Below are 15,320 nucleotides of genomic sequence, written 5' to 3'. Positions count from 1 at the left end.
GCCACAGAGCCGCACTCCTCAGCCCGGCCCCCGCTTGTGCAGGGAGAAGTGGTCCATCAGCCGGCCCCGGGTCAGCTCCAGCCGATGGGCGAGGATCTCGGCGATGACCCGCACCAGTTGCAGCCCGAGGGCCGGTTCCTCCTCACAGAGTTCCAGCACCGACGCCGCGTGGAACTCGTACGCGCGTACGGGACTGAACGCCTCGGCGCCGAAGTCCCACTGGTGGGGCGGGAAGAGCCAGGACCAGCCGAGCAGATCGCCCGACCCGAGGCTGGCCACGGTCACCCGCTGCACCGGCGTCACCTGCTGGACCAGGGAGACCGCGCCTGAGCGGACGACCCAGAAGCGGTCGGCGGTGCCGCCCTGCTCGAAGATCCTGCAGTCCTCGGGGAAGGACACCTCCGTCGCGAGTGCGAGCAGCCGCTCACGGCGTGGCGGAGGAAGGGCGGTCAGCAGCTTTGTCGCTTTGGTCATGAGCAGGGCTCCTCACCGGCGATCGGGAGGGAAGACGTCCGCCACGACAGCGCACTGCTCGGTTCCGGCGGCTTCCCCTACACCCATTTGAGCGGTTGCGGACGCGCCGGGCACCTCGGCGGCGGGCAGGAATCTGCTTTTGACAGAAAAAGGCCCTGGCTGGACGGGGGAGACCAGCCAGGGCCGTAGGTGGTGGCACGCGGAGGGCGGTCGCCTCGCGGCGAAAGGCTCCATGGGGCTTCAGCCGAACGATCTTCCCCATGGGCTATAGGTGAGGCCCGGGGACACTGTCCCCTCCGCAGCCACGTACAGAAGAACGGCCGGCCCCTCCGGGTTGTTCCGCATCCACTCGGAAGCGGCGAGTGATCCACGTCACGCGCGTTCTCGGGGTTGCTCAGCCCTCGGACACCTGGGCCATCAGCGTCTGCAGACGCAGCCCGCGACGGGCGTCGAGCTCACCGGAGACACCGGTGCGCACGGCGGTCGCGAACTCGCGGCGCAGGACCGGCCAGGTCTCCTCGTGGTCGAGTTCCGCGCTGTCGAACACCAACTGCGGGCCGGATCCGTAGAGTTCGACGCGGGCGGAGCCCTGTGCCACGTTCACCGAACCGGACAGGGACGCCTGGCTGACCGCACCGTTCTCGTGTTCGCAGGTGAGTTCGATCCACCGGCGCGGATCTCCGGTGCCGCGCACCCGAGTGATCGGCCCCACGGAGGCGTCGAGGAGGTCGAGGACGTGCGGTCCCAGATCGAGCAGCGCGCCCTGTTCGAGCCGCCAGGGGCTCGCGAACGCGCCGCCGAGGAAGGCACCGCTCAGAAAGGCCGCCCGAGCGCCGAACACATCCGCCTCGCTCGCCGCCGCCAGGAACCGGCGCGTCTCGGGGTGGAAGCGGTTCGTCAGGGTCACCTGGGAGACGACCCCCGCCTCGTCGATCGCGTCCACCAGCCGGCGGGCCGCCCCGAGATCCTCGGCGATCGGCTTCTCCAGCAGCAGCGCCTTGCCCGCCTTCGCGGCGCGCAGGGCGAGTTCGGCCTGGACGGCGGGCGGCACGGCGAACGCCAGCGCCTCGCAGGAGTCGAGCAGTTCCTCGAACCGGGCGACGACCGGGGCGCCGTACGGCGCCGCCGTCTCCTTTGCCGCCTCCGGGCGACGCGCCCAGACCCCGGCGAGTTCGGTCTCGGGCCCGGCGGCCAGCATGCGTGCGTACACCCACTGCGCCCAGGGTCCGGCGCCGACGAGCCCGACCTTGACGGGCGCGTGCGACCACGGTGCGGCGGTACTGGTCACGGGGAGGGTCCAATCCGTACGGGAGCCGATTCGGAGATCACTCTGCGGGCCTGTCCGTCGTACCGTCAACCAAGAACTGCCCCGCGTACGCGCCCGGCGATCAGCGGAACACGTTGTCCGAGTCGTCCCAGTGCGCGAGTTCGTCCGCCGCCGCGTTCGGCCGGGGAGAGCGTGTCCTGGCCTGGTACATCGCGTCGATCTCGAAGGCGTAGTGCCGCACGATCGCGTCCCGGCGCAGCTTCATCGAGGGGGTCAGCAGGCCGTTGCTGAGCGCGAAGGGCTCCGGGAGGACCCGGAAGACCCGGATCGACTCGGACCGCGACACCGCGCTGTTGGCGGCGGCGACGGCCCGGGCGATCTCCTCCCGCAGGGCGTTCTCCTCGCGCGCCTGACGGTGCGGCGTGTCCTCCTGCAGGGCCAGCGAGGCGCGCCAGTGGGCCAGGAACTCCGGGTCGAGGGTGATCAGCGCGCCCACACACGGCCGGTTGTCGCCCACGATCACCGCCTGGTGCACGAGCGGATGCATGCGCAGCCGATGCTCCAGGGCGGTCGGGGCGACGCTCTTGCCGCTGCTGGTGATGATGATGTCCTTCTTGCGCCCGGTGATCGTCAGATACCCCTCCTTGTCCAGCCGCCCGATGTCCCCGGTGGCCAGCCAGCCGCCCCGCAGCGCTGCCCGGTTCCCGGCTTCGTCGTTCACGTACCCCTGGAAGACGGAGGTGCCGTGCACCAGGATCTCGCCGTCCTCCGCGACCCGGATCTCCGTGCCGGGCAGTGGCTTTCCCACCGTCCCGAACTTCTCCCGGCCCACGGGCTGTGCGGTGACGCCCCCGCAGGTCTCGGTGAGGCCGTAGCCGTCGTGGACGAGGATGCCGATCCCCGAGTAGAACAGGGCGAGTTCACGGTTGAGGGGCGAGCCGCCCGACACCGCGCCGCACACCCGGCCGCCCAGGGCGCCACGGAGTTTGCGGTACACCGTCCGCTCGTAGAGGGCGTGTTGGAGCCGCAGGTCGAAGCCTGGTCCGGAGCCCGTGCCCAGTCGCTGCCGTTCGACAGCCGTCGCGAAGTCGCGGGCGGTGTCGACGGCACGCTCGAACAGGCTGCCCCGGCCCGATCTCTGGGCGGCGCGCAGGAAGTTCTTGTAGATCTTCTCGAACACCGACGGCACGGCGTACAGGTACGTCGGCCGGAAGGAGAGCATCGCCGAGGACAGCGCCTCCCCGCTCAGGTCGGGTTCGTGGCCCATCAGGAGGCCGCCGCGCAGACACAGGTTCTGGACCATCAGGCCGTACACGTGGGAGAAGGGCAGGAAGGCGAGAACCTTCGGCTGTTCGCCGGGGGGTGCCGCCGTGTGCCTCCAGCCCGCGAGCAGGGTGTCACAGGGGCTGGCCAGACTGCGGTGACTCAGGGCGCAGCCGCGCGGATGCCCGGTCGTGCCGGACGTGTAGGCGATCACCGCGGCCGAGTCCGGCAGCACGATCCGGCGCAAGGAGTCGACCGTCGTCGTCGCCACCGACCGCCCCAGCTCCACGAGTTGGGCGAGGGCCCCGTCGTCCAGCTGCCACACGTTGCGCAGCAGGGGCAGCGAGGTGCACACCGAGCCGACGGTCATGAGGCCCTGTTCGTCCTCGACGACGACGGCGCTGCACTGCGAGTCCGCGAGGATCCAGGCGACCTGGTCGCGGGAGGAGGTCGGGTAGATCGGCACGACCTCGGCGCCCACCGCCCAGAGCGCGTAGCAGAGCACCGTCCACTCATAACGGGTGCGGGCCATGATGGCCACCCGGCGGCCCGGTGAGATGCCGGAGGCGATGAACCCCTTGGCCAGGTCGACGACCTCGTCCCGCAGTTCGGCGGCCGTCACCTTGGTCCAGACCTGTCTGGCCGGATCGGCGCGGCGCGCGAGCTGCACCAGGTCCGGTTCACGGATCGCCGTGTCGAAGACGCTGTCGGCGAGACCGCCCGTAAACGGTGCGGCGGTGGTGGGGGGAGCGAGGGCGAAGTCGCGCATGCGCTGCTCCTGGATCGTACTGACTGTGACCGCGCCGACGAGTGGAGTTATCGACGGTGAACGAATCTAGCTCAGGTCACGGGCTTTGTTGTCGGGAACTGTGAAGTCGTTGTCCCCCGGAGGTTTCGGAAGAGAACTTCCGTGACCGCACCTCATGTCACCTCATCGCACTTCACCCCATTCGGGCCGGCGTCAGCCACACCGTGGCGAGCGGTGGCAGAGTCAGCCGGATGCCCGACGACCTGGGCGTCACCGCCCCGGGGTTGAGGATGTCGCCGCCTCCGTAGCGGGCGGCGTCCGTGTTGAGGACCTCCTGCCAGGCGGTGACCGAGCCGGGAACGTCGAGACGGTAGTCGTGGCGGACCACCGGCGAGAAGTTGCTGACGGCCAACAGGGGCGCTCCTGCCGCGTCGTAGCGGAGGAAGGCGAACACGTTGTCCTCGGCGGCGTCCCCGGCCACCCAACGGAAACCGGCAGGGTCGGTGTCGCGCTGCCAGAGCGCGGGGGTGCGCCGGTAGACGGTGTTGAGATCACGGACGAGATCGCGGACACCCCGGTGATCGGGCTCTGCCGCGTACGTGGGGTCCAGCAGCCACCAGTCCGGCCCGTCGGCCTCGGACCACTCGGAACCCTGGGCGAACTCCTGTCCCATGAAGAGGAGTTGCTTGCCGGGGTGGGCCCACATGAAACCGAGGTACGCCCGCTCGGTCGCCCGTCGCTGCCACCAGTCGCCCGGCATCTTCGACACCAACGACCGTTTGCCGTGGACCACTTCGTCGTGGGAGATGGGCAGGACGTAGTTCTCGCTGTACGCGTACACCATGGAGAACGTCATCTCGTGGTGGTGGTACTTGCGGTGGACCGGCTCGTGCTGGACGTAGCCGAGCGAGTCGTGCATCCAGCCCATGTTCCACTTCAGACCGAAGCCGAGCCCGCCACTGTCGGTGGGCCGGGTCACCCCGTCCCACGCGGTCGACTCCTCGGCGATCGTCATGACCCCCGGGACCCTCCGGTACAGGGTGGCGTTCATCTCCTGGAGGAAGGCGACCGCGTCGAGATCCTCCCGTCCGCCGTGCACGTTCGGCGTCCACTGCCCCGAATCGCGCGAGTAGTCGAGGTAGAGCATCGAGGCGACCGCGTCCACCCGCAGCCCGTCGAGATGGAACTCCTCGCACCAGTACACGGCGTTGGCGACCAGGAAGTTGCGCACCTCGGTCCGCCCGAGGTCGAACTCGTACGTCCCCCAGTCCGGATGCTCGGCCCGCCGCGCGTCACCGGGCTCGTAGAGGGGCCCCCCGTCGAACCGGGCCAGCGCCCACTCGTCCTTGGGGAAGTGCGCCGGAACCCAGTCCAACAGGACGCCGACACCGGCCCGGTGCAGCGCGTCGACCAGATACCGGAAGTCGTCTGGGGAACCCAGCCGGGCGGTCGGCGCGTAGTAGGAGGTGACCTGATACCCCCAGGACGGGCCGAACGGATGCTCGGCGACCGGCATGAGCTGTACATGGGTGAAGCCCAGGTCGGCCACGTATGCGGGAAGCTCGTCAGCCAGTTGACGGTACGTCGACCCGAGGCGCCAGGACGGGAGATGGACCTCGTACACGGAGAACGGCTTCTCGCGCACCGCGCTGCCGGAGCGGCGCGCGAGCCACTCCTCGTCGCCCCAGTCGTAATGCGAGGCGGTGACGACGGACGCCGTCGCGGGCGGCACCTCGGTGCGCCGGGCCATCGGGTCCGCCTTCATGACCCGGCCACCGTCCCGGCCCACGACCTCGAACTTGTACCGCTCGCCCTCACCCACACCGGGCACGAACAGCTCCCACACCCCGGCGGCGCCGAGGGAACGCATCGGGTGGGCGGTGCCGTCCCAGCAGGTGAAGTCCCCGGCGACCCTCACCCCCTGCGCGTTCGGCGCCCAGACGGTGAAGCGGGTGCCGGTGACGCCCTGGTGGGTCATCGGCTCGGCGCCCAGCGCCTTCCACAGCTCCTCGTGCCGCCCCTCCCGGATGAGATGCAGATCCAGCTCACCGAGCGCGGGCAGGAAACGGTACGGATCCCCGACCTCCGACGAGCCGCCCTCGTACGACACCAGCAGCGTGTGGTCCGGAAGCGTCGCGGAGGAGGGATCGAAGGGGAGTACGGCGCTGAAGAACCCGTCGCCGTCGTCGTCGAGCCTGTTCGGCCGCCCGTCGACAAGCACGCTCACTCCCCGTGCGAACGGGCGCAGCGCACGGAAGACGACCCCGCCGACGGGCAGGGGATGTGCGCCCAGGACGGAGTGCGGGTCGTGATGGGTGCCCGCGAGCAGGCGCCGCCTGTCGTCGGGATCCCACAGGGCGTCGGGCCTGCCCAGGGAGGGCGTGTCGGGGAGAGAGGGGTCGTGCAGGGCCACAGCGGTCAGCCTCCTCGGACGGCGAGTCGTTCGATCGCCGCCATAGGGACGGGGAGCCAGTCCGGGCGGTGTCTGGCCTCGTAGACGACCTCGTACACGGCGCGGTCGGTCTCGTACGCGCGCAGCAGCCCGGGGTCGCGGCGCGGGTCCCACCCGGCCCGGGCGGCGTACCCCGCGCAGTAGGCCTCCCGGCAGCGCCGGGCCCACTCGGGGCGCCATGGCAGCCGGGTGCGGGCGGCGTAGTCGAAGGAGCGCAGCATGCCGGCGATGTCCCGGACCGGTGACTGGGTGCTGCGTCGCTCCGCGAGCGGGCGGGACGGCTCGCCCTCGAAGTCGATCACGTACCAGTCCCCGCCGGTACCGCCCGTGCGCAGCACCTGTCCGAGGTGCAGATCACCGTGGACGCGCTGCGCGGCCGGGCCGGCGTCGAACCCGGCCAGGGTGTCGAACGCGGCTCGCAGCCCCCGGGCGTACGGCCGCAACGCCGGTACGCAGTGCACGGCGGCATCGAGACGGTCGGTCATCGCCGCCGCCGTACGTCTGCTGTGCCGTCCGCCGTGGGTGTCGCAGGGGAAGGCGGTCGCGAGGGCCAGGTGGACGTCGGCGGTGGCGCGGCCCAACTCGTGGGCCTCGTCGGTGAAGGGGTGCCCCGAGGCGAGGGCGCGCAGAGCGAGTGTCCAGCCGTCAAAGGCGCCGGGCAGGAAGGGCTGGAGCACCCCGAGGGTCGCGTCCTGAGGCAGATCGGTCCTGAACCAGGCGGCCGGGGCGGGTACCCGGGCGCAGCCCTGCCGGGCGAGGGCGGCGGGCACCTCCAGGTCGGGGTGGACACCCGGCTGGACGCGTCTGAGCACCTTCAGGATGAACGAGTCGCCGTACACGAGCGAGGTGTTGGACTGTTCCACGTCGAGGAGACGCGGGGTGAGTCCGGCGGGCACGCTGACGGCGGGGTCGGCCTCGAAGCGCAGGGGGCCGGCCGTTCCGGGGTGACGGAGGCGCTCCAGCAGCAGTTCGGCCGTCCGGGGGTCCTGCAAGGCGTCGTAGACCAGCAGGCCGGCCAAGGGACCCTCGTGTGCGCGGCCGATGAGAGCCCGGCCGAGGTGCGGCGACGGACGGTCCTGGACGCGGAGGAGCAGTTGGTAGCAGTCGCCGGGCGGGGGAGGGCCGCCGGGGACGGGGACGGCCGTGTGGCCGGTGCGGACGAGCAGGTGCAGGCAGCCCGGAAACAGCTCCGTCATCGACAGCAGGTCCAGGTCCGTGACAGGCCGGTCCTTGCCCGCGAACCAGCGCTGCTGCGGCAGCCACTCGCGGAGCAGCCCACCGAGCGAGCTCAGCGGCTCGGCGAGGGCCGCCGTCCGGCTCGGGCGAAGAGATGCGGTCTTCGGCATGGTGACGCTCCTTTCGCGGGGCGGTCGGTCACGGTCGTCGGGCGGTGCGCGGGGCGGCTCGGGTGAGCCGGAACCAGTAGAAGCCGTGGCCTGCGAGGGTGAGGAGGTAGGGGAGTTCACCGATGGCGGGGAAGCGGACTCCGCCGATGAGTTCGACGGGGTGTGCGCCGCTGAAGGCTTGCAGGTCGAGCTCGGTGGGCTGGGCGAAGCGGGAGAAGTTGTGGACGCACAGGACGAGGTCGTCCTTGTGTTCGCGTAGGAAGGCGATCACGGCGGGGTTGGAGGAGGGGAGTTCGGTGTAGGAGCCGAGACCGAAGGCGGGGTTCTGTTTGCGGATCTCGATCATGCGCCGGGTCCAGTGCAGGAGCGAGGAGGGGGACGACATGGAGGCTTCGACGTTGGTGACCTGGTAGCCGTAGACGGGGTCCATGATCGTGGGCAGGACGAGGCGGCCGGGGTCGCAGGAGGAGAAGCCGGCGTTGCGGTCGGGGGTCCATTGCATGGGGGTGCGGACGGCGTCGCGGTCGCCGAGCCAGATGTTGTCGCCCATGCCGATCTCGTCGCCGTAGTAGAGGATCGGCGAGCCGGGGAGGGACAGCAGGAGGGCGGTGAAGAGTTCGATCTGGTTGCGGTCGTTGTCGAGGAGGGGGGCGAGGCGGCGTCGGATGCCGATGTTGGCGCGCATGCGGGGGTCTTTGGCGTATTCGGCCCACATGTAGTCGCGTTCTTCGTCGGTGACCATTTCGAGGGTGAGCTCGTCGTGGTTGCGCAGGAAGATTCCCCACTGGCAGTTGTTGGGGATGGCCGGGGTTTTGGCGAGGATTTCGGAGACCGGGTAACGCGATTCACGCCTGACTGCCATGAAGATGCGGGGCATGACGGGGAAGTGGAATGCCATGTGGCATTCGTCGCCGCCGCTGGCGAAGTCACCGAAGTAGTCGACGACGTCTTCTGGCCACTGGTTGGCTTCCGCGAGCAGGACCGTGTCGGGGTAGTGGGCGTCGATTTCCTTGCGGACGTGTTTGAGGAAGTCGTGGGTGGCGGGGAGGTTTTCGCAGTTGGTGCCCTCGGCCTGGTAGAGGTAGGGGACGGCGTCGAGGCGGAAGCCGTCGATGCCGAGGTCGAGCCAGAATTTGAGGGCGGAGAGGATTTCTTCCTGGACTGCGGGGTTTTCGTAGTTGAGGTCGGGTTGGTGGGAGAAGAAGCGGTGCCAGTAGTACTGCTTGCGGACGGGGTCGAAGGTCCAGTTGGAGGCTTCGGTGTCGACGAAGATGATGCGGGCGTCTGGGTATTGTTCGTCTTTGTCGGCCCAGACGTAGTAGTCGCCGTAGGGGCCTTGGGGGTTGTTTCTGGATTCCTGGAACCAGGGGTGTTGGTCGCTGGTGTGGTTCATGACGAAGTCGATGATGACGCGCATGCCGCGTTGGTGGGCGGCGTCGACGAATTCGACGAAGTCGGCGAGGTCGCCGAATTCGGGGAGGACGGCGGTGTAGTCGGAGACGTCGTAGCCGCCGTCGCGGAGGGGGGATTTGAAGAAGGGGGGGAGCCAGAGGCAGTCGATGCCGAGCCATTGGAGGTAGTCGAGTTTGGCGGTGAGGCCTTTGAGGTCGCCGATGCCGTCGCCGTTGCTGTCCTGGAAGGAGCGGACGAGGACCTCGTAGAAGACGGCGCGTTTGAACCACTCGGGGTCCCGGTCCTTGGCGGGAGTGTCCTCGAAGGTGTCCGGAACAGGGTCGTTGACGGTCACGGTGTTACTGGCCTCCAGTCGAGTACCGCAGCAGGTGGAATACGTGCGCGGGCGCCCTGCCCGGCTCCAGACGTACGTAGTTGGTGCGGCCCCAGCGGTAGGTCTCACCGCTCAGCTCGTCACGCACCGCGAGGGAACATCCCTCGTCTTCCCGCTTGTCCAGGCCGAGTTGCGGCATGTCCAACGAGACCGTCGCCTGCTGGGTGTGGTGAGGGTCGAGGTTCACGACCACCAGCACCGTGTCCTCGCCGGTGCGCTTGCTGTACGCGATCACCGCGTCGTTGTCGGTGCGGTGGAAGTGCAGGTTCCTGAGCCGGCGCAGGGCGGGGTGGTCGCGTCTGATCCGGTTGAGGGCGGCGATGAGCGGGGCGATCGAATGCCCGTTCCGTTCGGCCGATTCCCAGTCCCTGGAGCGGAGTTGGTATTTCTCGGAGTCCAGGTATTCTTCGCTGCTCTCGCGCAGCGGGGTGTTCTCGCACAGTTCGTAGCCGCTGTATACGCCCCAGGTCGGGGAGAGTGTCGCGGCGAGCACGGCGCGTACCTCGAAGGCGGGGCGTCCGCCCTGCTGAAGGTACGCGTGCAGGATGTCGGGGGTGTTGACGAAGAAATTCGGGCGCATGTACGCGGCGGCGTCCCCGGACAACTCGGTCAGGTAGTCGGTGAGTTCGCTCTTGGTGGTACGCCAGGTGAAGTAGGTGTACGACTGCTGGAAGCCGACCTGGGCCAGGGTGTGCATCATCGCCGGGCGGGTGAACGCCTCCGCCAGGAAGATCACGTCCGGGTCGGTGCGGTTGATGTCCGCGATCACCTGTTCCCAGAAGACGACCGGTTTGGTGTGCGGGTTGTCGACCCGGAAGATCCGCACCCCGTGGTCCATCCAGTGCCGCAGCACCCGCACCGTCTCCGCGACCAGACCGGGCAGGTCGGCGTCGAAGGCGATGGGGTAGATGTCCTGGTACTTCTTGGGCGGGTTCTCCGCGTAGGCGATCGTCCCGTCGGGGCGGTGATGGAACCACTGCGGATACTTCTGCACCCAGGGATGGTCCGGCGAGCACTGCAGTGCGAAGTCCAGCGCCACTTCCAGCCCGTGCCGGGCGGCCTCGGCGACGAAGAAGTCGAAGTCCTCCAGGGTCCCCAGACCGGGGTGGACGGCGTCATGGCCGCCCGCCTCGGAACCGATCGCCCACGGCACCCCCACATCCTGCGCCGACGCGGACAGGGTGTTGTTGGGGCCCTTGCGGAAGGTGTGGCCGATCGGATGGATCGGCGGCAGGTACAGGACGTCGAAGCCCATCGCGGCGATCGCCGGCAACCGCCGCGCCGCCGTCCGGAACGTGCCGTGCGGCTGCTCGGGCGTGCCCTCCGAACGCGGGAAGAACTCGTACCAGGCCCCGTACAGGGCCCGTTCCCGCTCCACCACCAGCGCCGACGGCTCACTGGAGGTGAGCGGCTCACGCAGCGGATACCGGCGCAACACCTTGTCCACCGCCGGAGTCAGCGCCGGTTCGAGGCGATCCGCGACCGGGAGTGAGTCGTCGCCCAGGGCCTGTGCCGCGGCCAGTACGGCAGCCCGCGCCGCCCGCTCCGGCACACCCGCGGCGGCACGCTCGTACAGGAGTGCGCCCTCCTCCAGCACCAGCCCGACATCGATCCCGGCCGGGATCTTGATGCCCGCGTGGTGCCGCCAGGTGCTGATCGGATCGCCCCACGCCTCGACCCGGTAGGTCCAGTGGCCCGCCGTGTCCGGGGTGACGTCCGCGCCCCAGCGGTCGGTGCCCGGGGCCAGTTCACGCATCGGTGTCCAGGGGCCCGGCCGGCCCGCCGCGTCGCACAGCACCACGTTCGCGCCGATCGCGTCATGACCTTCGCGGAAGACCGTCGCGGAGACCTGGAAGGTCTCGCCCGCGACGGCCTTCGCCGGGCGCCTGCCGCTTTCGACGGCCGGGCGCACATCCCGCACCGGGATGCGGCCGATGGCCGGGGTCGGGCTCATGGGTCTCACCTCTGGCGTGGTCGGGATCAGGGTCGGTCAGGGTCGGCGGGAGCCGTGGGCGGTGCTATCCGCCCGCCGTGGAGCGCTGCACGGCGGGGGGAGCGTGCCCCGTGAAGCGGTCCGCGTGGGCCCATCCGGCCTGCTCCCGGAGGTAGGCGACCAGGCTGGTACGGAGATAGCGCTCGGCGGCGTGCACGGCCTCCCGCGCACACCGCTTCCCCATCAGTACACACAGGGTGTAGCCCGAGTCCTCGAAACTGTCCCGGGCCGAACGGTCGGACGGGGCCGCGAGCATGACGCGCTCCCACTCCCGGTACCTGTTCAGCTGTCGGGCGACCTCGGCTTTGGCGGGCAGCAGCATGGCGCTGGTCCCCTTCCTCGTGACTCACTGCTTCTACGGCGAGACCTTCACTCATGGTGCACGCGGGACGACCCAGCGTCTTGTTGGATCTTCAACCACCGGGTGTCGTGCTCGTGTTGCACGAATGGACTAGCGCTCCCACTCTGGGAGGTGACTCAGAAGCGAACAGTGCTCACGCTTCGCGCTCGGGGCCCTGCCCCGCACAGCGTAGGGAGCGTGGGTCCGCCGCCGTGAGGAGCAACGACGATGAGAACCGCAGAGTCCTGCTACTACCACCTCGACGTGGAGGTCTGTCCGGAACGGATCGGGCAGGTGAGCCGCATTCTGGCCGCCCACCTCCGGCTCTGGGACCTGGAACACCTGGCCGGGTCCGTATGTGACGGCACCGAAGCTCTGTTGAGCGCCATCGACGGGCACGCGACCGACAAGCGCGCGGTGATCGAGATGTGGTGGAACGGCCAGCACCTCATCACCGCCATCGCCGAGAACGACCGTGACCTGCGGCTCGACCAGGAACTCGGCAACTGCCTGGCCCGGATCGCCGCGGCGAGCGACGGCTGGGGCTGCTGCGACACCGACACGGGCGCCAAGGTCATCTGGTTCTCGCGCCGGGCCCGCTCCTGCGAAGGAGTCCCATTGATCCCGGCCCCGCCCGCGCCGAGCCTGCGGGAGGGATGCCGGACGCCGCGAGGCGGGTCGGCCTTCGCCGGTGCGGAGCAGTGGGCACCGGGCGTCCTCGTGAACGCGTAGAGCGGTACTGCCGATTCTCCCTGGGCATAGTGAAGTCGGCACCCTGCTACGGGGGGCGGGGCTGGGCACAGGGGGAACGTCGTGGTCAGGTATGTCCATTACGAAGTGACGTGCGGGATTCTCGCGGTCTGCGCGACAGCGGTGAGCGCCGGGGTGGTGTTCGGGGCGGAGGGTGCTCCGGGGGCGCCGCGAGGTGTCGCCCTCGCGATCGCCCTCGCTCTGCTCGCCCTGGTGTGCACCGCGGGGTTCGGGGTCCTCACCGTCTCCCGGCTGAAGTGGTTCGGGGGAGGGCGGGACTTCGGCCTCGTGGCGTCCGCGCCGGGCGGCGGAGCGGTGTGGGGGGCGAGCGCTGGCGCTCTGGCCGCTGCTCTTCGCGTCGGCGTGGCCGGCCCGCGGGTGGCGGGTCGCCCGCTGGGAACGGTACCAGGGCCTGCCGCTCTGGATCGGCCCGGTCCACACCCGGCTTCGGGAAGGCGGCGACCGGTACCTGTACTCGTCGGTCCGGTAGCCGTCGGCCTCAGCGCGGGATGCGTGAAGTCACCGTGAACTGCGCCCCGTCCGGATCGCGCAGCACCGCCTCGTACGGCACGGAAGCGGAGTCGTGCCGCAGGACGCTGCCGCCGTTGTCCTGCGCGGCCTTGACGCAGGCCGCCACGTCCTCGACCGCGAAGTGGACCTGCCAGTGCGGCCGGATCGTGGGATCGGGCGCGGCCTCCAGCGCGCCCGACACGATGCGGGCCACGATGTCGCCCCGGCTTCGCAGCACGACCTCGTTGCCCTCGTAGAGGACCTGGCAGCAACCGGGCCGGTCCGAAGCCCACTCCAGGATCTCGCCGTAGAAGATGGCCGCGTCGAAGGCGTCACGGGTGTGCAGCCGTACGAACGTCGGCGCCGACCGCCGCCAGGCCTCCCAGCCGGCCAGCAGCTCTCCCTCCCAGACGCCGAAGATCGCGCCGTCGCGGTCGGCCAGCAGGGCCGCCCGGCCGGGCGGGAGGGAGAGCGGCCCGACCGCCGCCGTACCGCCGCGCTCGCGGACCCGGGCCACCGCCTCGTCCGCGCTCGGCACGGCGAAGTACGGGGTCCAGGCGACCACCATCTGCCATACGGAGGCCACCGCGGCGATCCCCGCGACAGGTGTGCCGTCGACCAGAGCGACCCGGAAGCGGTCGCCCAGCCGGGCCGGACGCCACCTCCAGCCCAGTACGGCGCTGTAGAACGCCTCGGTGGCCCGCAGGTCGCGGCTGGTCAGACTCACCCAGCAGGGGGCGCCGAACACGGAATGGGTCGAGACGAGGTCCGTCGCGCCGCGGGGATGTGTTGCGTGGTTCATGGCACTCGTGTCCTGACTTCGTCGACCTGCGGGCACCGGTGGGACACCAGTCTCCGGCCGATCCCCGTCCCGGTGCCTGTCGAGTACCCCGATCGGGCCTGTCGGCACCTACGGCCTGTCCGGCCGATCATGTCGCAGACGCGGGGTGTGGCACGCACTCCCCCGGAGGGGGGACCCCCAGCCGCGTTGTCGTCGGTTGCCGACTCCCCCACGCTCGACTTCGCTCGCGCGGGGGGGACCCCCATCGCGTCGACGCCCTCCTCCGCCTTGCAGCTGCACGCTCCCCCACGCTCGAACAACCTCGCGCGGGGGGACCCCCATCACCCCGCTCACCGGGATCAGACAGGAGCCGCTGCCTTCCTGCGACTTGATCGGCCGGACAGGTCCTGGCCGGTTCGCCGGCGACGAGCGAAGTCACGCGAGGGGAGTGTGTTTCAACTCCGTCCCTCCGGTGCAACCGGGAGAGGTGGGCGCTGGTGAACCGTTCCCGGGAGGGTTCGGCAGTGAGCCCGTCCCCCAGTCGCCCGGCATTGAAGCAGTTGCCCGGGCGACTGTGGTGTGTACGGGTCCGGCCGGTCCTCAGCGGGCGTCGGCGAGCATGTCGCCGTGCCGCGCCCGGCTCCGCCCGGCGTGTTCGACGGACGGCTCGACGGCGGACTCCTCGTCGAGCTCCTCGCGGATGCGCGCACAGCAGGTGCTGAGCAGCCGGGAGACGTGCATCTGCGAGATACCGAGTTGCGACGCGATCCGGCTCTGGGTCATCCCGCCGAAGAAGCGCAGGTAGAGGATGGTTCGCTCGCGCTCGGGCAGAGCCCGCAGACAGGGACTGACGGCTGTGCGGTCGACGATCAGGTCGAAGCCGGGGTCGGTTCTGCCGACGGTGTCCGTGAGCGCGTATCCGTCGGTGCGCGGCATCTCCGCCTCCAGCGACAGCACGGAGAAGCACTCCAGGGCCTCCCTGCCGGTGCGTACCTCGCTCTCGCTCAGCTGTGCGTACGCGGCGATCTCGGCGTCGGTCGGGGGCCGCCCCGGGATGGTGGCGGCGAGTTCCCTGGAGGCCGTGCGCACCCGGTTGCGCAGATCCTGGACCCGGCGCGGCACGTGCAGCGCCCACAGATGGTCGCGGAAGTGGCGCTTGATCTCGCCGGTGACGGTCGGTACGGCGTAGGCCTCGAAGGCGGCGCCGCGCTCGGGGTCGTAGTGGTCGACGGCCTTGACGAGTCCGACGGCAGCGACCTGGTAGAGGTCCTCCAGGGCCTCACCGCGCCCCCGGTACCGGACGGCGATCCGCTCGGACATGGGCAGCCAGGCCCGTACGAGGTCGTCCCGGAGCGTCTGACGTTCCGGTCCTTCGGGGAGCCGGGCGAGCCGCTCGAAGTCGGCGGCGGTGTCGGGGGCGTCATCGTGCGGATGTTGCCTCGTTCTGGTGGCGATACGCATCGCGCGCACCTTCCTCAGCTGGTGCTGGATGGACAGACACCGGGGGAGGGTGCGCTCACGGACCGGACGGAGGTCGGCCGGAGTCCGGCGAACCGGCTCCCACGGGCGTGCCTCCAGTCCGAAGCACTGAATGACCAATTCCCGCTCCG

At 70.0% G+C, this 15,320-nt stretch carries 11 protein-coding genes; 1 reads left to right on the top strand and 10 read right to left on the bottom strand.

From position 1 onward, the window contains the following. Positions 1-18: 18 nt before the first annotated feature. The 8 genes from QA861_RS02720 to QA861_RS02685 form a co-directional block, all read right to left on the bottom strand. Positions 19-474: a cyclic nucleotide-binding domain-containing protein gene (locus tag QA861_RS02720; RefSeq protein WP_334586562.1), complete on the bottom strand. Its 456-nt coding sequence runs from the start codon at positions 472-474 to the stop codon at positions 19-21. A 394-nt stretch (positions 475-868) separates the two neighbouring features. Then, on the bottom strand, positions 869-1,762 hold the full coding sequence (locus tag QA861_RS02715) for a Gfo/Idh/MocA family protein (protein ID WP_334586561.1): 894 nt from the start codon (positions 1,760-1,762) through the stop codon (positions 869-871). A 100-nt stretch (positions 1,763-1,862) separates the two neighbouring features. Continuing rightward, a complete protein-coding gene (locus QA861_RS02710; protein ID WP_334586560.1) occupies positions 1,863-3,773 on the bottom strand; it encodes an AMP-dependent synthetase/ligase in 1,911 nt (636 codons plus the stop codon). A 172-nt stretch (positions 3,774-3,945) separates the two neighbouring features. Beyond that, a complete protein-coding gene (gene glgB / locus QA861_RS02705; RefSeq protein WP_443041432.1) occupies positions 3,946-6,165 on the bottom strand; it encodes a 1,4-alpha-glucan branching enzyme in 2,220 nt (739 codons plus the stop codon). A 5-nt stretch (positions 6,166-6,170) separates the two neighbouring features. After that, positions 6,171-7,550, bottom strand: coding sequence for a maltokinase N-terminal cap-like domain-containing protein (locus QA861_RS02700; RefSeq protein ID WP_334586559.1), 1,380 nt, complete (start codon positions 7,548-7,550; stop codon positions 6,171-6,173). Between the two features lie 28 nt (positions 7,551-7,578). Beyond that, positions 7,579-9,297: a maltose alpha-D-glucosyltransferase gene (gene treS, locus QA861_RS02695; RefSeq protein ID WP_334586558.1), complete on the bottom strand. Its 1,719-nt coding sequence runs from the start codon at positions 9,295-9,297 to the stop codon at positions 7,579-7,581. 4 nt (positions 9,298-9,301) lie between these two features. After that, the gene (locus tag QA861_RS02690) at positions 9,302-11,290 is read right to left on the bottom strand and encodes an alpha-1,4-glucan--maltose-1-phosphate maltosyltransferase (protein ID WP_334586557.1); all 1,989 of its coding nucleotides are present in this window, start codon (positions 11,288-11,290) and stop codon (positions 9,302-9,304) included. Between the two features lie 64 nt (positions 11,291-11,354). Further along, entirely contained in the window at positions 11,355-11,651 is a 297-nt protein-coding gene (locus QA861_RS02685; protein WP_334586556.1) for a DUF5133 domain-containing protein, read from the bottom strand. Positions 11,652-11,897: 246 nt separating this feature from the next. Here QA861_RS02685 and QA861_RS02680 point away from each other — a divergent pair, with 246 nt between their 5' ends. Then, the gene (locus QA861_RS02680) at positions 11,898-12,401 is read left to right on the top strand and encodes a pep a2 (protein WP_334586555.1); all 504 of its coding nucleotides are present in this window, start codon (positions 11,898-11,900) and stop codon (positions 12,399-12,401) included. 517 nt (positions 12,402-12,918) lie between these two features. On the opposite strand, the gene QA861_RS02675 is transcribed toward QA861_RS02680, so the two are convergent. Then, on the bottom strand, positions 12,919-13,731 hold the full coding sequence (locus tag QA861_RS02675; RefSeq protein ID WP_334586554.1) for a VOC family protein: 813 nt from the start codon (positions 13,729-13,731) through the stop codon (positions 12,919-12,921). Between the two features lie 579 nt (positions 13,732-14,310). Further along, on the bottom strand, positions 14,311-15,171 hold the full coding sequence (locus QA861_RS02670) for a SigB/SigF/SigG family RNA polymerase sigma factor (protein ID WP_334586553.1): 861 nt from the start codon (positions 15,169-15,171) through the stop codon (positions 14,311-14,313). Between the last annotated feature and the right edge of the window lie 149 nt (positions 15,172-15,320).

Origin of the sequence: Streptomyces sp. B21-083 (genome assembly GCF_036898825.1) — a bacterium.
Taxonomy (GTDB): Bacteria; Actinomycetota; Actinomycetes; order Streptomycetales; family Streptomycetaceae; genus Streptomyces.
The sequence above is the reverse complement of the archived record's forward strand: the minus strand, read 5'-3'. Positions and strand labels throughout refer to the sequence as shown.